This is a genomic window from Pseudomonas sp. NFPP24 (genome assembly GCF_900112095.1).
GTDB lineage: Bacteria > Pseudomonadota > Gammaproteobacteria > Pseudomonadales > Pseudomonadaceae > Aquipseudomonas > Aquipseudomonas extremorientalis.
Genome location: NZ_FOKD01000004.1, coordinates 357,254 through 377,386 on the forward strand (window position 1 = coordinate 357,254; position 20,133 = coordinate 377,386).

Here is a 20,133-nt window from a genome sequence, read left to right on the forward strand (position 1 = left end):
ACTGATCTACCCTCATCGGGGTGTAGCCCCCTCCCACATTAAAAGCCAGAGAAACTCAGGCCTTCGCTTGCCCCAACGGCGGCAACTTTGCCAACTTCAACGCCACCAGCAACGCCCCGATCAACAGCGCCACGATAAACGCGCCGATCCCGTTCCACCCGGCGAAGTGCCAGAAGAACCCGCCTGCCGTCCCGGCAATACTCGACCCCACGTAGTAGCAGAACAGGTACAGCGACGACGCTTGCCCCTTGGCTCTCACCGCGCGGCGGCCGATCCAGCTGCTGGCCACCGAGTGGGCGCCGAAGAAGCCGAAGGTGAAGATCAGCATGCCCGGCACAACCAGCCACAGGGGGGTGAACAAGGTCAGGGCCATGCCGGCCAGCATCAGCACGATGGTGCCCCACAGCACGCGACGGCGGCCAAGGCGGTCAGCCAGGGAGCCGATTTTCGCCGAGCTGTAGATGCCCGAGAGGTACACCAGCGACAGCAGGCCGACCACGGCTTGGCTCAGGTCATAAGGATCGGCCAGCAGGCGATAGCCGATGTAGTTGAACATCGTCACGAACGCGCCCATCAACAGGAACGCTTCGAGGAACAGCCACGGCAGGCCGGCGTCCTTGAAATGCATGACAAAGCCATCCACCAGGCTGCGCGGCTTGAGACTGGTAGCGCGGAAGTTGCGTGATTCGGGGAGGATCTTCCAGAACACCGTGGCGGCGATCAGCGCCAGACCGCCAATGATCAGCATCGCGGTGTGCCAACTGACGAAGTCGATCAACACGCCGATGATCAGCCGCCCGCTCATGCCGCCAATTGCGTTACCGCCGATGTACAAGCCCATGGCCAGGCCGATGTGCTGCGGGTGGATTTCTTCGCTCAGGTAGGTCATGGCTACGGCGGCCAGGCCACTCAGTGACAAGCCCACCAGTGCGCGCATGAACAGGATGCCTTCCCAGGTGGGCATCAAGCCACTGGCGATGGTCGCCAGCGCGGCGCAGAACAGCGCGGAGACCATCACCGGCTTGCGTCCCAACCGGTCGGAGATCGGCCCGGTGATGAGCAAGCCGAACGCCAGCATCGCCGTGGCCACCGACAGGATCAGGCTGCTTTGCGCCGCATTGATGGAAAATTCGTGGGACAGCGCCGGCATCATCGGCTGCACGCAATACAGCAGCGCAAAAGTGGCGAAACCGCCGGAGAACAGTGCCAGCACCGTACGCATGAACATCGGCGTGCCTTTTTCGATGTACGCGTCATTGAGCTGGGCCACCACCTCATCCAGGGCGGTGGGCGGTACGTCTTGAGCGAGTGGAGCAACAACAGCTTTCACGGGGACCTCGGGGAGGAAGAGCGTGCCAGGACCGGCAATGCAAAAAAGAATATAGCTCCCTAATGATTCTTTCCAATATATTGTTCGACCTGTTTGATAGCTTTAACGACCTAATGAGGTTTGCATGGAATTGCGTCACTTGCGGTACTTCATCGCCGTCGCCGAAGAACTGCATTTCGGCCGGGCCGCGCAGGTGTTGGGCATTTCGCAGCCGCCGTTGAGCCAGCAGATTCAGGCGCTGGAGCAAGAGGTGGGCGCACGTTTGTTTGAGCGGACCAATCGTCGGGTCGAGCTGAGCGAGGCCGGGCGGCTGTTCTTGCAAGAGGCGCGGCTGGTGCTGGCGCAGGTGGACAAGGCGGCGGATGTGGCGCGTCGGGCGCAGTTGGGCGAGCTGGGTGAATTGAAGATTGGTTTCACCTCGTCGGCACCGTTCAACTCCAGTATTCCCCAGGCAATTTTCGCGTTTCGCCAGGCATTCCCGGCGGTGCATCTGAACCTGCAGGAGATGAGCAGCACCGAAGTGGCCGAGTCGCTGGTGGATGAGTCGATCCAGGTGGGCTTGATGCGGCCACTGCCTTTGCCGGATTCCTTGAGCGTGGTCGAGTTGATGCGCGAACCCTTGGTGGCGGTGTTGAGTGCGGGTCACCCGTTGGTGGCGGGCAGCGAGCGTGGTTTGCACCTGGCGCAATTGGCACAGGAGCCGTTTGTGTTTTTCCCGCGCACTTACGGCAGCGGCCTCTATGCCCAGTTGCTCAACCTGGCGCGTGATGCCGGCTTCAGCCCGCACTTTGCCCAGGAGGCCGGGGAGGCGATGACCATCATCGGCCTGGTGGCGGCGGGCTTGGGCGTGTCGGTACTGCCGGCGTCCTACCAGCGCATTCGGATCGATGGTGTGGTGTATCGCACGCTGCTGGATCAGGAGGCGATGACGGCGGTGTGGCTGGTGCAACGCAAGGGCGCGCAGACGCCCATGGCAGAGGCGTTTGTGGAGTTGTTGACGCGCAAGGCTGCCCAATAACGCTTTGTGGTGAGCGCGCTTGTTGTGGTGAGCGGGCTTGCCCCGCGCTGGAGTGCGAAGCGCTCCCAAGATCTTTGGGGTCGCTACGCAGCCCAGCGCGAGCAAGCTCGCTCACCACAATAGCCCGCTCACCACGGAGGGGGTGTGCCTGACGCTGGTCTTACTTCGACGTCCCCGTCTGCTCAAACAACTGCGCCGCCGTCCCCGCCTCATTCACGCCATTGCTGCGCAAGCCCGCCATGATGTCGCTGTCCAGATTGTTCACCCAACGGTTGTAGTTGCGATGGATCTTGCCGTCCTTGTAGCCCAGGTCGCGGCTGTCGCGGTAGGTGATGGCGTAGCTGTTGCGGGTGTAGCGGATGTCGATGGCGGCGTAGTACTGGTTACGCACAGTGATTTCGGCCTGCACCAGTTGCGGGCTGAGGCGTTGTACCGTCCATTCGCGCTTTTGCAGGGCGTTGACGATCACCGTTTTCATTTTTTCTTCGCTGACCTGGGCGTTGGCCGGCAGGTCGTGCTGGGTATTGAGGATCGGTTTGCTGGTGCAGCCGGCGCTGACCAGCAGGGCCAGGGTGATCAAGGTAACGCGTAGCAAGGAAGACATTCCGTTTTCTCCAATCGATTAAAGAGTCAGGCCCAGCGGCGGAAAATCAGCGAGGTGTTGACGCCGCCAAAGGCAAAGTTGTTGTTCATCACGTAGTCGTGGTGCATCTCGCGGAAGTCACCCTGCAGGTAATCCAGCTCGCCGCATTGCGGGTCGACGGTGTCCAGGTTGAAGGTGTGCACGTACTGGTCGCGGTTCATCATCTCGATGCTGAACCACGACTCCAGCGCGCCGCACGCGCCGAGGGTGTGGCCGAGGAAACTCTTCTGCGAACTGATGGGCATGCGGGTGCCGAACAGGCTGCTGGTGGCCAGGGTTTCGGCGATGTCGCCTTGGTCGGTGGCCGTGCCATGCCCGTTCACGTAGCCGATCGCGGACGGCTCAAGCCCGGCATCTTCCAGGGCCAGCTCCATGGCGCGGCGCATGGTTTTCTGCTCCGGGCGGGTGGTGTGCTGACCGTCGGCATTGCTGCCGAAGCCGACAATCTCGGCATGGATATGCGCACCGCGCGCCAGCGCATGTTCCAGTTCTTCGAGCACCAGCATGCCGCCGCCTTCACCGATCACCAGGCCATCGCGGCCACTGTCATAGGGGCGTGGGCTGGTTTGCGGGGCGTCGTTTTTCAGGCTGGTGGCGTAGAGCGCGTCGAACACCATGGCTTCGGTGGGGCACAGCTCTTCGGCGCCGCCGGCGAGCATCAGGGGCAGGCGGCCGAACTTGATCGCCTCATAGGCATAGCCGATGCCCTGGCTGCCGCTGGTGCATGCGCTGGACGTGGGGATCAGCCGTCCGGTCAGGCCAAAGAAGATGCTGATATTCGCCGCCGTGGTGTGCGGCATCATGCGCACGTAGGAGTTGGCATTCAGCCCCTCGGCCACCGAGTTCAGCAGCATATTGCCGAACGCCTTGATCTCGTCCGTGCTGCCGGTGGACGAGCCGCAAGCCACGCCCATGCGTCCGTCCTTGATCGACTCGTCACCGAGCAAGCCGGCGTCCTGCAACGCCTGCTCCGCCGCCCACACCGCCAGACGCGAGACGCGGCCCATGCTGCGCAGTTGCTTGCGCGTCCAATGGGCGGGCACGACGAAGTCGTCGATCGGCCCGGCCAGGCGCGTGTTCAATTCAGTGAAGCGGTCCCACTCGTCCATGCGCCGGATGCCACTGCGGTTGGCGCGGAAGTTGGCCGAAATGCTCGCCCAATCGCTGCCCAGGGAGGTCATGCCGGCCATGCCGGTGACGACGACGCGCTTCATCAGCACAAGCCTCCATTCACGGCCAGGACCTGGCGCGTGATATAGCCGGCTTCGGCCGACATCAGGAAGTTCACCGCACCGGCGACTTCTTCCGGCGTGCCCATGCGCTGCGCCGGGATCATTTTCATCAGCTCTTGCACCGGTACGTTTTCATCCAGCATCGCCGTGTCGATCAAGCCGGGGGCGACGCAGTTGACGGTGATCTTGCGCTTGCCCAGCTCGATGGCCAGGGCCTTGGCCGCGCCGATCAGGCCGGCTTTGGACGCGCTGTAGTTGACCTGGCCACGGTTGCCGATCAAACCGGAAACCGACGTGATGCACACGATACGCCCGGCTGCGCGACGACGAATCATCGGCATCATCACCGGGTGCAGCACGTTGTAGAAACCGTCCAGATTAGTGCGCATCACCACGTCCCAGTCCTCCTCCGACAGGGCCGGGAATGCGCCGTCACGGGTCAGGCCGGCATTGAGCACCACGCCGTAGTAGGCGCCATGTTGCTCCACATCGGCCTCGAGAATTTCCTTGCACAGCGCACGATCCGCCACATCGAACTGCAGCACCCGCGCCTTGCGGCCCAGGGCTTCAACCTCGGCCTGCACCGCATCGGCGTCGCTACGCCCGCTGCGGCAGTGCAGCACGAGGTCATGCCCGGCCTGGGCCAGGCGCAGTGCAATAGCGCGACCGATGCCACGGCTGGAGCCGGTGACCAGTACGGATTCAGTCATGGCGTTACGTCCTTCGATTCATCTAAATAATTGGCCGCCTGGGGCGGTCGAAATACATTCAAGCGGGCGCTCGCCTGGATACCGTCACCGGTCAGGTGGCATTCGAACACACCCATGCCATTGTCGTCTTCCAGGGAACGCAGGCCGTGGATGCTCAGCTCGGCGCCTGCCGGAAAGTGTTCCACGTTGCATTCGAACTTGCGCGTGCCGAGCAGGAAACCCAGTTCCACCGCTTCACCTTTCTGGCGCGCGTGGCAACCGGCGTAGGCGGCGACGCTTTGCGCCATCAACTCGATGCCGACCCAGGCCGGCAGGCTGCCGTCAGCGCGGTTGAACAGGCCGCCTGGCTTGATTGTGGTGCGGGTGTGGACCTGCTCTTCATCGAACGACAGCACCTGGTCGATCAGGATCATGTCGCCCGCATGGGGCAGCAGTTCGGCGAGTGGCCAATCGATCATGGGGCCTCTCCAATAATCAGGCTGACATTGTTACCGCCGAAGGCAAACGAGTTGCTCATCAGGCAGCGTTTTTCCAGGGGCTCTGCGGCTTGCGCCCAGTGCAAGGCGGGCAGTGCCGGGTCGGCCTGGCCATCCCATACATGCGGCGGCACCCGGTGGTGGACCAGGCTCAACCAGCAGAACGCCGCTTCCAGCGCACCGGCAGCGCCCAGGGTATGCCCGCTCAGGGGTTTGGTCGACGAGCAGGCCACGCCGTGGGGGAACAGGCTGGCGACCGCCAGGCTTTCCATCGCATCGTTATGCTGGGTGGCGGTGCCGTGCAGGTTCAGATAGCCGATCTGCCCGGGCTGCAATTTCGCGCTGGCCAGGGCCTTGCGCATCGCCTGCAATGCACCTTTGCCGGTGGGTTCCGGCGCGGAAATATGGTGCGCATCGCAACTGGCGCCGCTGCCCAGCAGGGCGATGGGGGCAGGCACCTTGCTCATCAGGAACAGCACGGCCGCTTCGCCGATGTTGATGCCGTTACGGTTCACCGAAAACGGGTTGCAGCGTTCGTTCGACACCGCTTCCAAGGCACTGAACCCGTTGAGCGTGAGCTTGCACAGGCTGTCGACGCCGCCGCAGATCACTGCATCGCACACGCCCAGGTCCAGCAGGCGCTGGGCGCTCATCAATGCGCGCGCGCTGGAGGTGCAGGCGGTGGAGATCACATAGGCCGGGCCGCTCAGTTGCAGCCAGTCGGCGAGGAAGTTCGCCGGGGCGCTGAGTTCCTGCTGCCGGTAATCGTAATCGCCGGGGAACTGGTGTTCGCGCAGGTAAAGGGCAATACCGCGACTGGCTTCATCGATACCCGAGGTGCTGGTGCCGAGCACGATGCCGACCCGTGAGGCGCCGTAGGTGTGGATCGCCTGGCGGATCTCGCCCTCGATCTGCAACGCCGCTTCCAGCAGCAACTGGTTATTACGGCTGCTTTGCTGGCCCAGCTCAGCGGGGATGGTTGCCAGTTCGCCGTGCACACCGGCCACCGGCAGCACACGGTCCGGGACCCAGCCGCTTTCGGCGCGCATGCCGGAGCAGTCACCGGCAAACAGGCTGCGGCTGACCTCCGCCTGGCCACGGCCAAGGGCGCAAATCACGCCCAGGGCGTTCAGGTAGGCGGTCATCGTGCCGCTCCTAGCGGTGTGATGTGGTAGCTCAAGGGGTGGCCAGTCATGTTTACGCTGAACACCTCGGAAGACTGGTACACGATCTGCCAATGGCCCGGCAGGGTGCGCGTCAAATCCATCGCCTGTGCGCTGGGGTACAGCGTACGCACGTCATCCGCCGAGGTCAGCGCAAACAGCAGCGCGGCAAACAGCTCGCGTGCCTGGGGGTTGGGCGGCAGCAAGCCATCGGCTTGCCACTCGCCATCGATCAGCTTTTGCCGGGCCTGGGGAATGCCCAGGGGGTCCATCATCGACCAACGAATGCCATTGGCTTCGCGCTGGATCACCAACAGCCAGTCCTGGCTCTGGCCGTCAGCCAGGCGTTGCACATGCAGTTGCAGCGGCAAGGCCAGGGCCGGGATTTTCTCGGGCAACGGCGCCTGGCTGGCGCAGGCGCCCAGCAGCAACAGGCAACCGATCAACAGCCAGCGCATCATGGGTTGGCACTCGCCAGTGGTTTGCGTGCCACGCAGTTGACCAGGGTTTCTTCGCGTTGGCCCACCGGCGGTGCCTTGCGCAGACCCCAGCGTTCCAGCAGGCCGAAGTCGCTGGAGCGGCTCCACCACAAGTACGGGTACGAGACGTTTTGCGGGCCGAACTCAAAGCCCTGTTCGCGGAGCATCTCCAGGTATTCTTCGGCGCTTTTCTGCACATGCATCGGGTGGCGGAACAGCCAGCGGATCACCCAGGTGTCGATATAGGCTTCGGTGGACTCGGCAAACAGCAAGTAACCGCCTGGCTTGAGCACGCGGTAGAACTCCTTGAGTGCGCGATGCTGCTCTACCAAGTGGTGGAAGGTCTGGTGGCAGAACAGGATGTCCACGCTGTCGTCCGACACCTGCAGGGTGGCGCAGTCACTGCCGATCAGCTCGATGGCCAGGCCCTGGCGCGCCGCTTCTTCACGGCTCAGTTCCAGGCTGTGCAGGTCCGCGTCAAGACCGATCAGGCGCTTCGGGGCGAACACCTGCTGCAACAGCTTGAAGGATTTGCCCTGGCCGCAACCGGCGTCCAGCAGCACCGGCGCTTGTGGCAGTGGTTCGGTGAACAGGCTGCGCAGGTCGTTGATCGCCACGCGCAACACATGGTGCTGCCAGGTGTGGCTGCGCAGGAACCAGAAGCCGAACCTGGTTTCTTCGACGTAGTTCTTACTCAAATACTGACTGCTCACGCGGCGTCCCCTGCGCAAATTTCCGACAACATCCGCAAGCGTCGCTTGGGTTCACTCACAAACGGGTTGCGCTCATCCCACGCATAACCGGCGAGGATCGACGCGATCATCCGGCGAATCTCCGGCGAACTGCCCGGATGGAAGATCACATCCTGGAACGTCCCGGCGTACCAGCCTTCGACGTAGCAGCGGAACGTATCGACACCGCGCTTCAACGGTTCGGCAAACTCTGTCTGCCAGTCTACGGTTTCGCCGTTGAGCTGACGATGCAGCACGCCGGCCGCCATGCTCGCCGAACGCATGGCGATGGTCACGCCCGAAGAAAACACTGGGTCGAGAAATTCCGCCGCGTTGCCCAGCAGCGCAAAGCCAGGCCCGTGCAGGGTTTTGACGTTGGCCGCGTAGCCGCCGATGGTCCGCGCCGGCGTATCCCATACGGCGTTTTGCAGCACACCGGCCAGGCTCGGGGTTTCATCGATGAAGCCGCGCAGGCAGGCGTCGAGGTCACTGTCACGACCGTCGAAATGCTGCTTGGCAGCGACCACACCCACCGAGCAGCGGCCGTTGCTGAACGGAATGGTCCAGAACCAGATATCACGCTGGGTCGGGTGTGTGGTCACCAGGATCTTGCTGCGCTCGAAACCTGGGTGTTCGATGCGATCTTCGATGTGGGTGAACACCGCCTGGCGCACCGGAAAGTCCGACGGCAGATCCAGCTCCAGCAGGCGCGGCAACACCCGGCCGTAGCCGCTGGCATCGAGCACGAACTTGGCCTTGAGGTGGTACTCGCTGCCGTTTTCCCTGCGTACATGCAGGTAGCGCGACTCGCCCTTGAAGTCCACGCCGACAATGGTTTCGCCGTAGCGGATATCCACGCCTTGCTTGGCTGCCTGATCGGCCAGCAACTTGTCGAACTCGCCGCGCTGCACCTGGAAGGTAGTGGGTTTGCCGTTGCTGAAGGTGTCGCCGAAATCAAACGCGCTGTAGCGCTCGCCCCAGGCAAACGCAGCGCCGGTTTTCACCTGGAAACCTGCCGCCTGCACGGCGTCGAGCATGCCGGCTTCTTCGATAAAGTCGATGCAGTGCGACAGCAGGCTTTCGCCAATCGAAAACCGTGGGAAATGCTGGCGCTCGATGATCAATACATCATGCCCTTTGCGCTTTAACAGCGCGGCGGCGATAGCCCCGGATGGACCGGCACCGATCACCACCACCTGGCGACGTTCCATTTCAACTGTGGGCACGAGGGCTCCTTGCCACATTGGCGATAATTACATTCATAAGGCGTGCTTCTGCCGCCCGGCCCAGGGGGCCAGCATCAAGCTGAATGCCAGGCCCAGGCTGACCGATAAGCCGAAATTGCTCACCGCTGGCGTACTTGATACGGCCAGCAGGCCAAACGACAACCAGGTCGTCAGCGCCGCCAGCAATGTGCCGAGAAGACTGACCGCAGGACCACCTATCTGTTCGCGCATCAGGATTGCGTAGTCAACGCTGATGGCCGTGACCAGCAGCAGGCCGAACAGGCTGAACAGCGTCAGCGGCTGGCCCAGCCAACCGAGGCTGGCCAGGCTGCACAGCGCCGCCAGCAATGGCAGGGCGACGATGCGCAAGGCCCCGCCGAGACCGAACGGCAGGATCAGCAGCAGGACGATCAAGACGCAGGAGATCAACTTCAATTCAGCGGCGCTGATCTGGGTGTCGGCAAACACCCGGTTCAAGTCGCCCAGGCGGTCGACCAACTGCACGCCGGGCAGATCCAGCGCTTGCACGCGCAGCAGCGCGGGGTTGTTCAAGCCTTGCAGGCTGACCATCGCCGCCACGCCGCCGTCCACCGGCCCGAGCCACAGCGTGCGCCAAGGCTCGGCCAGCGGGCCTTTCAGCGCGGCGTCGATGTCTTGGGTGGGCAGTGCTTGCAACTGTGCGACTTCGGCTTGCAGGGCACTGGCGGGCACGCCGAGGTCCAGCAGCGGCTGCCAGTGTTGCGGCAGTGCGTTCAGTGCGTCGCGCAGTTGTTGCTGTTCGGCGGGCAGGCTGACCAGTTGATCGAGCGCCAGGTAGCCCTGGAGCTTGTCCATGTTCACCAACTGATCTAGGCGTTGGCCCAACGCGTGTTGACGCTCCAACAGCTGTTGCTGGTTGTCTGCACGCACCAGGAAAAACTGGCTGGTGGGTTGGAACCCGGTGATCCGCGCCACGGCCTGGGCTTCTTGCAGCAGCTGCGGCGGCGCGCCGATCCACTGGCGGATATCATTCTTGCTGTTCAAGTGCCACAGGCCACCGGCGCAAAACAGCAGCACCAGCGCCAGCAATGCCGGGCTCGGCACGCGCTTGAGCAGCGACTCGCGCGCTAGCCACAGGCATTGCGCGACGCGCAGCGGCCATTGCGCCGGGCGCAGTTCGACGCCCTTGAGCAGCGCCGGCAGCAGGCACACGGCGGACAGGTACGCACCGACCAGTCCCGCCGCGGAGAACACCGCAATCTGGGTCAGCGCCGGGAACGGCGTCCAGGCCAGCGCCAGGTAGCCGATGCAACTGGTGGCCAGGCTCAGGCTCAAACCGGGCAAGGTGATGCGCAACGCCGGCCAACTGCGCCACGGCTGCAGGCTCCAGCTCTTCGACAGGTAGTGCAGCGGGTAATCCACCGCCACGCCGATCAGGCTGGAACCGAGTACCAAGGTCATCACATGCATATGGCCGAATAGCGCCACACAGGCCACCGCGCCAAACAGCATGCCCACCAGCACCGGCACAAAGGCCAGCAGCACGCGCCAGCGGCGGAAGGCGAGCAACAGCAACAACAGGATGCCAACGGTAGCGCCGCCGCCGACCCAGGTGATCTCCCGCGTGGCCTGCTGTTGACCATTGGCGGCGTACAACAAACCGCTGGCGGCGAGCAACTGCGCGCCTTGCCGACCGGCTTGCTCGCGGCTCGCCTGGAGCAGATCCGCCACCTGCAACGGCAGTTTCATGTCGAAGGCATTGCCGGTGGTGCGTGCCCGCAGCAGCACCCAGCTTTTGCCGTCGGCATCGGCGATCAATGCGCCGCTGCCGATATCCAGTTGCACCGAGCCGTGTTGCGGCTGGCTGTTCTGGATACGCCCGGTCAGGCCCAGCCAGTCATCCTGGCTCGGCACCAGGCTGAATCCGGTGAAGGGGTCGAACAGCGCCTGTACGCGTTGCTGGATAAACGCATCGGGATGCTCGATCAGTTGCTCGCGGTCCTTGGCTGACAGCATCGCCAGGCGGCCACGCAGCAATTGCTCGCGCAGTGCCGGCAAGTCGGCTTGCAGGTTCCACTGCACTTTTTCGAATAGCCCGCTGGCCTGCCAGCGCTCGCCCAACTGTTGCGCCACGGCCACGGCTTGCTGGCGGTCGGCATGTCCCACCAGCACCAGCATTTCGCGGTTCAGCGGCTCCTGCATGCGTTGTTCGGCTTGCTGTTCCAGCGCATCCGGGGTGTTGCCCGGCACCAGTTCCATCAGGTTGGCCGACAGCGGCGCACCGTGGCGCCACTGCCAGCCGGCCAGGGCCAGCACGGCCACCAGCAGGATCAGGAACAGGCGCGGCAGCAGGCGCTCACTGGGCAAAGTCGTGTTGCTCCGCTTCACTCAGGGGCAGGTCGGCATGGCTGTCCTGCATGCGCAGCACGGTGCTGTCGCCCTGGGTTTCCAGCAGTTCGATGGTTTGCACCAGGTCGCCGCCGTCGATGTTGATCTGGGTGAAGACTTGCTTGAGCAACAGCGAGCGCGGGATCAGGGTCAACTTCCACTGCTTGGCCTCGCCTTGCAGCTTCAATTCGAAGTCACGTTGCAGGCCGCTGCTGTCGCCCTGCAGTACGGCGAGGAACAGCCGATTTTGTTCGGCACCGGCGCTCTTGTTCGGCAGCAGTTGCCAACTATTGGCGTCGCGACGGGCAATGCCCTGGGCGCTGATGCGGTAGTCCTGTTGCAGTGGCGTTTTCAGCAGCCACAGCAGGCCATGGTGCTTGGCGAGCACGAAGGTGCCTTTGCTGACCAAGGGCTGGGGCAGGGCACGCAGGTGTTTTTCCTGGGTGAAGTTGCCGTGGATCACCGAGGGTTTGGCCAGTTGGTCGCTGAGTTGTTGCAAGTCAAAAGCATGTGCACTAAAGCTCAGGAACAACCCGATCAAAAATGTGGCAGCGGGCTTGCCCGCGATGAGCCTGAGGGCGCTGCGTAGTGTCCGGCGGATCGCGTTATCGTTGAAGTCCATCGGGGGTAAGCCCCCTCCCACATGGGATTTCATTTCAGGGCCCTTTCGACGGCGTCGGTGAAAATTTTGGGGGAGGCCAGTTGCATCTCGCGCGTGGCGATTTCCACCGCGACTTGCACGGTGCTGGCGCGGGTCAAACGCTCGCCGCTGGCCAGGTCGGTGATCAGGTAGTTGACCTTCAAGCGGTTCTCCCACTCCACCAGGCTGGCGCGTACGTTGATGGTCTGGCCGAACACGGCGCCGCGCACGTAGCGCAGTTGCAGGTCGATCACCGGCCAGGCGTAGCCCGATTCGAGCATCGCCGCGTAGTTGTGGCCGAGCTTGTCCAGCAGCGCGCAACGCGCCACCTCCAGGTACTTCACGTAATGCCCGTGCCACACGACGTTCATGGTGTCGACGTCAAAAAACGGCACGAGGATTTCAGTGTCGCAATGCAGCACGCCAGGGTTACGCATGCAGCCTCCAGTGTTGTTCGGCGATGCGTTGCAGGCACAGGCGCAGTTCGCCTTCCAGGGCGCGGTCTTCGATGACCGGCGGGAAGTCCTTGGCCAGTTCCGCGTGCATGGCGGCCAAGGCCGGTGGCAGCGGCCGCGCATCCTCGGCCTGGGCCCGCAGCCACACGCCCTGGTTGGCCGCGAGCAAAGTTGCGGCGGCGACCTGTTCGGTCAGCTCCAGCACGCGGATCGCATCGCGGGCGGCGATGGTGCCCATGCTCACCTTGTCCTGGTTGTGGCACTCGGTGGAGCGCGAGAACACGCTGGCGGGCATGGTGTTTTTCAGGGCTTCGGCGGTCCAGGCGCTGGTGCCGATCTGCACCGCCTTGAAGCCGTGGTTGATCATGGCGCGGTCAGCCGGCGCGCCGGACAGGTTGCTCGGCAGGCCGTGGTTGTAGCGCACGTCCACCAACAGTGCGAGCTGGCGGTCGAGCAGGTCGGCGACGTTGGCCACCAGGGTCTTGAGGCTGTCCATGGCAAAGGCGATATGCCCGCCGTAGAAGTGCCCGCCGTGCAGCACGCGTTCTTCTTCGGCGTCGATGATCGGGTTGTCGTTGGCGCTGTTCAGCTCGATCTCGATGAACGAACGCAGCCAGTTCAGGCTGTCGGCCAACACGCCGAGGACGTGGGGCGCGCAGCGCAGTGAGTAACGGTCCTGCAGACGGTGCAGTGGCGCGGTCGGCGCATCGATGGCCAGGTCCTTGCGCAGCCAGGCGGCGACTTGCATCTGCCCCGGGTGCGGCTTGGCGGCGAGCAGCCGCTCGTCGAAGTGTTCCGGGTTGCCTTGCAGCGCCACCACGTTCAGCGCGGTGATGCGCGTGGCCAGTTGCAGCAGGTAGTCGGCGCGGGCGAAGGCCAGGCACGCCAGGCCGGTCATCACGGCGGTGCCGTTCATCAGCGCCAGGGCTTCCTTGGGGCGCAGCACCAGCGGGTTCCAGCCCAGTTCGCGGTGCACGTCGGCGGCCTGGCGGCGTTCGCCACGGAACATCACTTCACGTTCGCCGGACAGGGTTGCGGCCACGTAGGACAGGGGCGTCAGGTCACCGCTGGCGCCCACCGAGCCTTCTTCCGGGATCAGCGGCAGCACGTCGTGTTCGAGGAACGCATGCAGGCGCTCCAGCAGCTCCACGCGCACACCGGATACGCCGTGGCACAGCGACTGCAAACGAGCCGCCAGCACCGCCCGGGTGGCCTGGGCGTCGAGCAACTTGCCCAGGCCGCAACCGTGGAAGGTGTACAGATGACGCGGCAGCGCTTCGACGTGCTGCAAGGGCACCGCCACCACGCAGGAGTCGCCGTAGCCGGTGGTCACGCCGTAGATCACGCCTTCCTTGTCCAGCAGCGAGTCGAGGAACTGCGCGCCCTTGGCGATGCGCTGGCGATACGCGGGGTCATCCTGCAACTGCGTAGGCGCTTGACGGTTGGCCAGGGCCAGCACGTCTTCGATGCGCAAAGGGCGTTCGCCAAAGGTTACCGGCTCAAGATGCGTGGTCATCGGTCTTCCAGAAAGGGTAAAAGTTGAACCATTGTCGGGGCGCTTCCAGGCAGAACTCGCCCAGGCGTGCGGCGTAGCGTGCGGTCCACAGGGCTATGACCTGCTCGCGGGTGGTGCGTTTCCATTCGATCAGCGGCGTAAACGGCTCGATGCTCAGGCGATAGCGGCTGCCGTGCTTGAGGCACATCAACAGGTTCACCGGGCATTTGAGCAGGCCGGCCAGCAGCCACGGGCCTTGGGGGAAGGCGGCGTCGTGGCCGAGGAAGTCCACACGCACCGTGCGCCCACCGTGCAGCGGCACGCGGTCGCCGGCGATGGCCAGCCACTCGCCGTCATCCAGGCGCTGGCTGAGCAGCAGCATGGTGGCCGGGTCCAGCTCGCTGACCTGGATCAGGCGCAAGTGCGTCGCCCCGGCCTCGCCCAACAGACGGTTGAATTGTTCGGCGTGCTTGGTGTGCACCAGCACGTTCATGGTGACCTGTTCACCGATCTCGGCCAGCGCCCGGCACACTTCGAGGTTGCCCAGGTGCGCGCCCACCAGCATCTGCCCGCGCTCGCCCCGCAGTTGCCCGCGCAATTGCGCAGGGTCGTTGATTTCAATCTGCTCCAGACGCAACTTGCCGTTCCACACGTCGAGCTTGTCGAGCAACGAGTCGGCAAAGGCCATGAACTGGCCGAAGACTTTCCAGTGGGTAGGGCGCAGTTCGTCACGCCCGCTCCAGTCGGCCAGGCGCTGCTGGTATTGCCAGGCGCTCTGTCGGGCGGTGCGGCCGAACAGGAAGAAGTACAGGACGATGCCGTACAACACCGGGCTCAGCAGTCGACGACCAAGGACCTTGGCGGCGAAGGCGGTGAGTTTCATCAGCCAATAGCTGCCGCGCTCCTCGCGGTCGGCCCAGTGTTTGCTGCTGTCACTCATGCCTGCCACCGCCGCCACAGGATCATCGGCGCGCGGATCAGCATGCCGAAGAACAGTCGGGTGTGCATGGCCGAGATGCGTACGTTGTCGCGGAACAGGCGGAAGTGCGACAGGCCATCGGCCGGGTAATGCACCTGGGTCGGCAGCCAGCGCATCGGTTGGTTGCGCCAGGCCAGGCGCACCAGAATGTCGGAGTCGAAGTCCATGCGCGTGCCGATGTAGGCCGAGTCCATCAGCGCCAGCACCGGTGCCAGCGGGTACACGCGAAAGCCGCACATCGAGTCGCGGATCTGCAACGACAAGGTGTTGATCCACACCCACACGTGGGTCAGGTAGCGCGCGTACAAGCGGCCTTTGGGCACGCTGTCGTCGTATTCGGGATAGCCGCAGATAATCGCATCGGGATGCCGACGCGAGGTGTCGATAAAGGTCTCGACTTCGCGCAGGTCATGCTGGCCGTCGGCGTCGACTTGCAGGGCGTGGCTGAAACCCAGGCGTGCGGCTTCGCGAAAGCCGGCCATCACCGCGCCGCCTTTGCCCTGGTTGTTCGGCAAGGTCAGCAGGGTGACGTTGTCCAGGGTTGCCAGTTGCGCCAATACCGCTGCGCACGCCGGGCTGCTGCCGTCATCCACCAACAGGCAGGGCAGGCCGCTGTCCAGCAGGCTGCGGACCACGGCCGGCACGGCGGCTTCGTGGTTGTAGACCGGGATCAGGGCGCAGGGGTTATGCATTGGATGCCACCAACTGAATGCGTCCGCTGGAGCAGGCCGCTACGCCGTTGCGATAGGCGAAATACAATTTGTCGCGTTCCGGGTCAAAGCGCAGGTGCAGTTCGATCCCATCGCCTGGGCGCACTAATTGCTGAAACTTGAGCACTTCCATACCCGCAAAACTCGGTGGCAAATCGAGCAGTTGTTGGCCCAGGTTGAACGCCCACTCGACTTGCACCACGCCCGGCAGCACCGGCGTGACCGGGAAGTGGCCGCTGAAATAGGCCAGGTCTGGCGGGACGCTCAGTTGCACGGTCCATTCGCCGTTGGCTTCGACGCGCTCCAATACTTCCGGTGCCTTGGGCCGGGGTGCCAGCAGCAGTGCCTCGATGTCGGCCTGAGGCAGTTTGCCTTGGCTGTTCAGCGGCAGCTGCCTCAGCAATCGCCAACGACGCGGCAGGGCCAGGGCTTCGCAGTGCTGGCTCAGGTGTTGGCGCAGGGTTTGGGTGACGGTCCGGCGGCCTTGATTGCGCAAGGCATGCAGGCCTTCGGCGCTCAACACCACCAGCGCACCAAGCGAGGCGCGATTTTCCTGGACTACGCCCAGGCGGGTGTCGGCGACCCACGGGTGGGTCATCAACGCGTGTTCCAGCATGGGCAGGGAGATGCGTTTTTCTTCCAGCTTGACGATGCGGTCCAGGCGGCCGAGCAGCTCGAAACGGCCATCGGCATGGATGCGTGCGGCGTCGGCGGTCTGTTCGACATGCCCCTCAGGCAGGTAAGGCGATGCAATGCGCAGGGCACCGTCGGCATCCTGGCTCAGTTGCACGTCGGTAAACGGCTGCCACGGCTGTGCGCCTTGGCGCCAGGCGATGCCGCCGGTTTCCGAGCTGCCGAGAATCTCGGTCGGCCATTGTTGCAAGCGGTCATACAGGCTGCCGGCGGCGTCCACCGGCAACGCGCCGCCGGACGAAAACACCCGCGACACGCTGCTCAGTGCCGGCCAGTCGAGGTTATCGCCCATGCGCTTGAGCAGTGCCGGGCTGGCAACCCAGGCAAAGTGCGCATGCTCGCGACTGGCGCGCTGCATGTCTTCAGGGAATGCCAGTTGCTTGCGCACAAAGGTACGGCCGGCGCACAGCGGCCACAGGACGCGGAACAGCAAACCGTAGATGTGTTGGGTGGCGACGCTGCCGATGATGCAGGCGTCCTTGAGGTCCTGGCCCCACAGGGTTTCCAGGGCCTCGACCTCGTTGGCCAGTTGACGCAGGGTCTTGTCGATGCGCTTGGGTTCGCCGCTGGAGCCGGAGGTGCACAGGCTCAGTTGGCAAGCGTCCAGTTCAAGTGCGGCAGCGCTCAATGGCGCCGCATACAGCGACTCAAGGTCAGCCGCTTCGGTCAGCCAGGCATCGACGGCCTCATCCCAGCGTTGGCGGGTCTGAGGTTGCAGGTCGGCGGGCAGCAGTACGCTGACTCCGGCCCGCCAGGCACCCAGCAGGGCAATCGCCAGCAGGCCGGCATCTTCCAGGTACACGGCCAGTCGCTGGATGCCGCGGGCTTGCAGGCCCGCCGCCAGGCTCAGGGAGTATGCCCACAGTTGGGCATGATTCATGGCAGGTTCGGTGGTAACCGGACGCTGTTCCAGCGGCTCAAGCAGCACGTGCTCAAGTTTCAACCCATTCATACGCGGCCTCGAACCCTTTGTCGTACCAGCCATTCCACGGCAAACAACAGCCCCATCAGCCCGTAGGCGATCAGGCCGTTGTACAACGTCCACCAGCTCAGCGGTGCCCACAGGGTGAGGGCGGCGGCGAGCAGGCCATTACACAGAAAAAACACACTCCACACCACGGTGACCTGGCGGGTGTACACGATGGCATGCGGCGCCAGCACCGGGTCGGTCATGCGCGCCAGGCGCTCGACCATCGGCGGGCCATATTTGAGGCTCAGGCCGAACAGCGCCAGCATGAACGCGCTGACCAGGCTCGGGTACCAGCGCAGCAGGCGGGGGTTGTCGAACCAGGCGAGCAACAGGCAGAACACGATCACCGCCAGCGCCATCCCGCGGCTGCCCGGGCGTCGTGCACCGGTCAGCGCGCGCAGCAGCCACAGACTGCCGAGCAGCAGACCGAATTGCCACGGGGCGAAGTGTTCGGTGCCGTAATACACCGCAAAGGGGTACAGCAGCCCCGCCAGCAACAGGCCAAGGCCGATCAGCCGGCTCATGCGGCAGGCGTGACCAGACGGTACACCGCCTCAACCACGTCGTTCACGGTGCGCACAGCCTTGAATTCCTCGGCGGCGATCTTCTTGCCGGTCTGGCGCTTGATATGGTCGATCAAGTCGACGGCATCGATGCTGTCGATTTCCAGGTCCTGGTACAGGTTGGCGTCCAGGGTAACGCGTTCCGGCGGCAGTTCGAACAGTTCCACCAAGGCATCGCGCAGGGTGTTGAAAATATCGTCACGAGTTTGCATGGTCCGGTCTCAAGCTGCCTGTCTGGCCGTGACGAACGCCGCAAGGCTGGCCACGTTGGTGAAGTGATTGCGGGTGTCCTTGGCGTCGGCATCGATCTTGATGCCGTACTTTTTCTGGATCGCCAGGCCCAGTTCCAGGGCATCTACCGAATCCAGGCCGAGGCCTTCGCCGAACAGGGTCTGATCGCTGCCGATATCGTCGACGCTGATATCTTCCAGGCCCAGGGCCTCGATGATCAGCGCCTTTATGTCGTGCTCAAGGCGGTGTTGGTCGCTCATCTTCGGCGAGCTCCTTAATAAAATAGTGATGCAGGTAATCGTTGAGCTTGCGTGAGGCCTGGGGCGCGGGCCCCAGTGTTGCGAACGCCTGTGGTTCTATATCGGCACCCACCCGCAAACTGAAGTGCACGCGGCATTTAGGGATGCGATACCAGGGTTCGGCCTTGGTCAGCGTGGTCGGGCTGACCTTGATCACCACGGGGGTGATGATTGTCGCACCCCGCAGTGCAATGGCGGCACCGCCGCGATGAAAGGCAGGCGCCGCGCCGGGTTTGGTGCGGGTGCCCTCGGGAAAGATGATCAGGGTCTGGCCGCTGCGCAGGGCGTCTGCGGCAGCATCGAGCATCTCGGCACTGCCGTCGTTGCTGATATAACCGGCGTCGCGCACCGGGCCGCGGGTGAACGGGTTCTGCCACAGGCTCTGCTTGACCACGCAATTGGCCTGGCGCACCAGGCCGATCAGGAATACCACGTCGATCAGCGATGGGTGGTTGGCGATGATCATCTGGCCCGGGCGACCCAGCTTTTCGGCGCCTTCGACGCTGTAGGTCAGCACGCCGGCGCGTTGCATCAGGCGGATAAAGAACCAGAACAGCCAACTGATCGTGTGACGGGCGCGGCTGCGGTGCTTTGCAGCGTCCCCTGGCAGGCAACTGAGCAAAGGAAACACCAGCAAACGCAGGCACAACCCGCCGAAACCGAACAGCGCAAAGCTGGCGGCGGTGGCGAACAGGCGCCAGTAATAGGCGTCTCGTGGTTTGTCATTCAGGGCTTGCGTTGCCAGTTCCATACGCGGTTCTTCCAGGCATGTTGGCAGGCGACCTGTTCGGTGAGCAGGGTGCGCAGCAGGTTCAGGGCGTGGGGCCACTGGGTTTGAGTGGGTTGGACAGTGCCGGTACCGAGTTCCAGTTGCCACTCGTCGCCCGGCGTCAGCAGCAAACCGAGGGCGTAGGGGAAGGGCACGTCGACGATCCAGCTGGCATAGGCTTCGGGCGCCTGCTCTTCGGTTATCACCAGTAAAACCGCCGTCGCACCTTCGTTGAGCAGCGCGGCGGCTTCGAGCATGCCGTGTTCCAGGCCATCGCCGGCGGCGGCGAGGGCGGTCATTTCGCTGGTTTCATTGCGCAGGATCGACCAAAGGCCAATCACCGCATTGTGCACCGACAGGCTGAACTGGGTTGGCGACAGCGGTTGTTCGCTGGCCAGGTCGCTGAGGATGTCGAGGGTGCGCGGGGTTTCGCCATGCCGGGAGATAAACACCAGCGGCAGGTCCTGCAGGCCTTCGGCCAGTGGCCAACCCACGCTGAACGCCATGCGCGCCAGCCTGCTCAGGCGGCGGCGCTGCATGGCCGGCAGGAACGAGACATCAGGGGCTGCATCACTTGCGGGCAGCAACGCCGGCGCCTGACACCAGGCGCGCCAGTCATCCACGCTATCGAGCCCGGGGGCCCAGGCGCGCCATTGGGCGATGTTGAAAGTGATCACTGAGAAGTTGTCCCGCCCCTGCGGGCTTCCATGTGCGACTTTTGGCCCCGAATACCGGGACAGGGAACAATAGCCGAATGGCGCGCATTATCCCGGTGCCGTGGGGTTCTAGCAAACTTTGGTAAAGATTTGTGCACGGTCGATTACAAAATAGTGGAAAGAATTGACAGATTGTCCTTTACCCAAGGACTGGATGGATTGTCGGACCGTTCTTTTTAATCTGTGGGCTGTGTATGACAGCTATCGTGCCAATGGCATCGTGATGCAGCAGTGCATG

At 63.7% G+C, this 20,133-nt stretch carries 22 protein-coding genes; 1 reads left to right on the top strand and 21 read right to left on the bottom strand.

Going from position 1 to position 20,133, the window contains the following annotated elements:
• Positions 1 to 55 precede the first annotated feature (55 nt).
• A complete protein-coding gene (locus BM026_RS11110) occupies positions 56 to 1,282 on the bottom strand; it encodes an MFS transporter (RefSeq protein ID WP_371914409.1) in 1,227 nt (408 codons plus the stop codon).
• Between the two features lie 172 nt (positions 1,283 to 1,454).
• Here BM026_RS11110 and BM026_RS11115 point away from each other — a divergent pair, with 172 nt between their 5' ends.
• Positions 1,455 to 2,348, top strand: coding sequence for a LysR family transcriptional regulator (locus BM026_RS11115; RefSeq protein WP_093528528.1), 894 nt, complete (start codon positions 1,455 to 1,457; stop codon positions 2,346 to 2,348).
• Positions 2,349 to 2,508: 160 nt separating this feature from the next.
• Here the strand turns inward: BM026_RS11115 and BM026_RS11120 are convergent, their stop codons facing one another.
• The 20 genes from BM026_RS11120 to BM026_RS11215 are packed head-to-tail and all read right to left on the bottom strand — an operon-like array spanning position 2,509 to position 19,856.
• A complete protein-coding gene (locus BM026_RS11120) occupies positions 2,509 to 2,952 on the bottom strand; it encodes a hypothetical protein (protein ID WP_093121349.1) in 444 nt (147 codons plus the stop codon).
• Between the two features lie 26 nt (positions 2,953 to 2,978).
• A complete protein-coding gene (locus tag BM026_RS11125) occupies positions 2,979 to 4,205 on the bottom strand; it encodes a beta-ketoacyl-ACP synthase (protein ID WP_071492357.1) in 1,227 nt (408 codons plus the stop codon).
• Positions 4,205 to 4,933: a 3-ketoacyl-ACP reductase FabG2 gene (locus tag BM026_RS11130; protein WP_092246444.1), complete on the bottom strand. Its 729-nt coding sequence runs from the start codon at positions 4,931 to 4,933 to the stop codon at positions 4,205 to 4,207. Before BM026_RS11130 ends, BM026_RS11125 begins: the two co-directional genes overlap by 1 nt.
• A complete protein-coding gene (locus BM026_RS11135) occupies positions 4,930 to 5,391 on the bottom strand; it encodes a hotdog family protein (RefSeq protein ID WP_092246447.1) in 462 nt (153 codons plus the stop codon). The genes BM026_RS11130 and BM026_RS11135 overlap by 4 nt, the downstream gene beginning before the upstream one ends.
• On the bottom strand, positions 5,388 to 6,554 hold the full coding sequence (locus tag BM026_RS11140) for a beta-ketoacyl-[acyl-carrier-protein] synthase family protein (RefSeq protein WP_093513473.1): 1,167 nt from the start codon (positions 6,552 to 6,554) through the stop codon (positions 5,388 to 5,390). The genes BM026_RS11135 and BM026_RS11140 overlap by 4 nt, the downstream gene beginning before the upstream one ends.
• Complete coding sequence (locus tag BM026_RS11145; protein WP_093528531.1) at positions 6,551 to 7,033, bottom strand: hypothetical protein; 483 nt, start codon at positions 7,031 to 7,033, stop codon at positions 6,551 to 6,553. The genes BM026_RS11140 and BM026_RS11145 overlap by 4 nt, the downstream gene beginning before the upstream one ends.
• Positions 7,030 to 7,764, bottom strand: a complete 735-nt coding sequence (locus tag BM026_RS11150) for a class I SAM-dependent methyltransferase (protein WP_092246456.1) — start codon at positions 7,762 to 7,764, stop codon at positions 7,030 to 7,032. The genes BM026_RS11145 and BM026_RS11150 overlap by 4 nt, the downstream gene beginning before the upstream one ends.
• Entirely contained in the window at positions 7,761 to 9,008 is a 1,248-nt protein-coding gene (locus BM026_RS11155) for an NAD(P)/FAD-dependent oxidoreductase (RefSeq protein ID WP_093121333.1), read from the bottom strand. Before BM026_RS11155 ends, BM026_RS11150 begins: the two co-directional genes overlap by 4 nt.
• A gap of 33 nt (positions 9,009 to 9,041) precedes the next feature.
• Complete coding sequence (locus tag BM026_RS11160) at positions 9,042 to 11,354, bottom strand: MMPL family transporter (RefSeq protein WP_093121331.1); 2,313 nt, start codon at positions 11,352 to 11,354, stop codon at positions 9,042 to 9,044.
• Entirely contained in the window at positions 11,344 to 11,997 is a 654-nt protein-coding gene (locus BM026_RS11165; protein WP_093528533.1) for an outer membrane lipoprotein carrier protein LolA, read from the bottom strand. Before BM026_RS11165 ends, BM026_RS11160 begins: the two co-directional genes overlap by 11 nt.
• 29 nt (positions 11,998 to 12,026) lie before the next feature.
• The gene (locus BM026_RS11170; RefSeq protein WP_093528536.1) at positions 12,027 to 12,452 is read right to left on the bottom strand and encodes an acyl-CoA thioesterase; all 426 of its coding nucleotides are present in this window, start codon (positions 12,450 to 12,452) and stop codon (positions 12,027 to 12,029) included.
• Positions 12,445 to 13,986: an HAL/PAL/TAL family ammonia-lyase gene (gene hutH / locus BM026_RS11175; protein WP_093528539.1), complete on the bottom strand. Its 1,542-nt coding sequence runs from the start codon at positions 13,984 to 13,986 to the stop codon at positions 12,445 to 12,447. Before hutH ends, BM026_RS11170 begins: the two co-directional genes overlap by 8 nt.
• On the bottom strand, positions 13,970 to 14,905 hold the full coding sequence (locus BM026_RS11180; protein WP_092246475.1) for an LpxL/LpxP family acyltransferase: 936 nt from the start codon (positions 14,903 to 14,905) through the stop codon (positions 13,970 to 13,972). The genes hutH and BM026_RS11180 overlap by 17 nt, the downstream gene beginning before the upstream one ends.
• The gene (locus BM026_RS11185) at positions 14,902 to 15,636 is read right to left on the bottom strand and encodes a glycosyltransferase family 2 protein (protein WP_092246478.1); all 735 of its coding nucleotides are present in this window, start codon (positions 15,634 to 15,636) and stop codon (positions 14,902 to 14,904) included. Before BM026_RS11185 ends, BM026_RS11180 begins: the two co-directional genes overlap by 4 nt.
• The gene (locus tag BM026_RS11190; protein WP_093528542.1) at positions 15,629 to 17,299 is read right to left on the bottom strand and encodes an acyl-CoA synthetase family protein; all 1,671 of its coding nucleotides are present in this window, start codon (positions 17,297 to 17,299) and stop codon (positions 15,629 to 15,631) included. Before BM026_RS11190 ends, BM026_RS11185 begins: the two co-directional genes overlap by 8 nt.
• Positions 17,296 to 17,841 (bottom strand): COG4648 family protein, encoded by a 546-nt coding sequence (locus BM026_RS11195; protein WP_092246484.1) that lies wholly within the window; start codon positions 17,839 to 17,841, stop codon positions 17,296 to 17,298. The genes BM026_RS11190 and BM026_RS11195 overlap by 4 nt, the downstream gene beginning before the upstream one ends.
• Entirely contained in the window at positions 17,838 to 18,092 is a 255-nt protein-coding gene (locus BM026_RS11200) for an acyl carrier protein (protein WP_016979215.1), read from the bottom strand. The genes BM026_RS11195 and BM026_RS11200 overlap by 4 nt, the downstream gene beginning before the upstream one ends.
• A gap of 9 nt (positions 18,093 to 18,101) precedes the next feature.
• A complete protein-coding gene (locus BM026_RS11205; protein WP_071492342.1) occupies positions 18,102 to 18,371 on the bottom strand; it encodes a phosphopantetheine-binding protein in 270 nt (89 codons plus the stop codon).
• Complete coding sequence (locus BM026_RS11210) at positions 18,349 to 19,161, bottom strand: lysophospholipid acyltransferase family protein (protein ID WP_093528545.1); 813 nt, start codon at positions 19,159 to 19,161, stop codon at positions 18,349 to 18,351. The genes BM026_RS11205 and BM026_RS11210 overlap by 23 nt, the downstream gene beginning before the upstream one ends.
• The gene (locus BM026_RS11215) at positions 19,137 to 19,856 is read right to left on the bottom strand and encodes a beta-ketoacyl synthase chain length factor (protein ID WP_092246490.1); all 720 of its coding nucleotides are present in this window, start codon (positions 19,854 to 19,856) and stop codon (positions 19,137 to 19,139) included. Before BM026_RS11215 ends, BM026_RS11210 begins: the two co-directional genes overlap by 25 nt.
• Between the last annotated feature and the right edge of the window lie 277 nt (positions 19,857 to 20,133).

Coding starts and splice junctions, on each gene's coding strand:
- BM026_RS11135 (WP_092246447.1), bottom strand. CDS start 5,391: ATGATCGATTGGCCACTCGCCGAACTGCTGCCCCATGCGGGCGACATG.
- BM026_RS11130 (WP_092246444.1), bottom strand. CDS start 4,933: ATGACTGAATCCGTACTGGTCACCGGCTCCAGCCGTGGCATCGGTCGC.
- BM026_RS11185 (WP_092246478.1), bottom strand. CDS start 15,636: ATGCATAACCCCTGCGCCCTGATCCCGGTCTACAACCACGAAGCCGCC.
- BM026_RS11195 (WP_092246484.1), bottom strand. CDS start 17,841: ATGAGCCGGCTGATCGGCCTTGGCCTGTTGCTGGCGGGGCTGCTGTAC.
- BM026_RS11180 (WP_092246475.1), bottom strand. CDS start 14,905: ATGAGTGACAGCAGCAAACACTGGGCCGACCGCGAGGAGCGCGGCAGC.
- BM026_RS11170 (WP_093528536.1), bottom strand. CDS start 12,452: ATGCGTAACCCTGGCGTGCTGCATTGCGACACTGAAATCCTCGTGCCG.
- BM026_RS11115 (WP_093528528.1), top strand. CDS start 1,455: ATGGAATTGCGTCACTTGCGGTACTTCATCGCCGTCGCCGAAGAACTG.
- BM026_RS11120 (WP_093121349.1), bottom strand. CDS start 2,952: ATGTCTTCCTTGCTACGCGTTACCTTGATCACCCTGGCCCTGCTGGTC.
- BM026_RS11205 (WP_071492342.1), bottom strand. CDS start 18,371: ATGAGCGACCAACACCGCCTTGAGCACGACATAAAGGCGCTGATCATC.
- BM026_RS11165 (WP_093528533.1), bottom strand. CDS start 11,997: ATGGACTTCAACGATAACGCGATCCGCCGGACACTACGCAGCGCCCTC.
- BM026_RS11125 (WP_071492357.1), bottom strand. CDS start 4,205: ATGAAGCGCGTCGTCGTCACCGGCATGGCCGGCATGACCTCCCTGGGC.
- BM026_RS11145 (WP_093528531.1), bottom strand. CDS start 7,033: ATGATGCGCTGGCTGTTGATCGGTTGCCTGTTGCTGCTGGGCGCCTGC.
- BM026_RS11210 (WP_093528545.1), bottom strand. CDS start 19,161: ATGGAACTGGCAACGCAAGCCCTGAATGACAAACCACGAGACGCCTAT.
- BM026_RS11140 (WP_093513473.1), bottom strand. CDS start 6,554: ATGACCGCCTACCTGAACGCCCTGGGCGTGATTTGCGCCCTTGGCCGT.
- BM026_RS11200 (WP_016979215.1), bottom strand. CDS start 18,092: ATGCAAACTCGTGACGATATTTTCAACACCCTGCGCGATGCCTTGGTG.
- hutH (WP_093528539.1), bottom strand. CDS start 13,986: ATGACCACGCATCTTGAGCCGGTAACCTTTGGCGAACGCCCTTTGCGC.
- BM026_RS11190 (WP_093528542.1), bottom strand. CDS start 17,299: ATGAATGGGTTGAAACTTGAGCACGTGCTGCTTGAGCCGCTGGAACAG.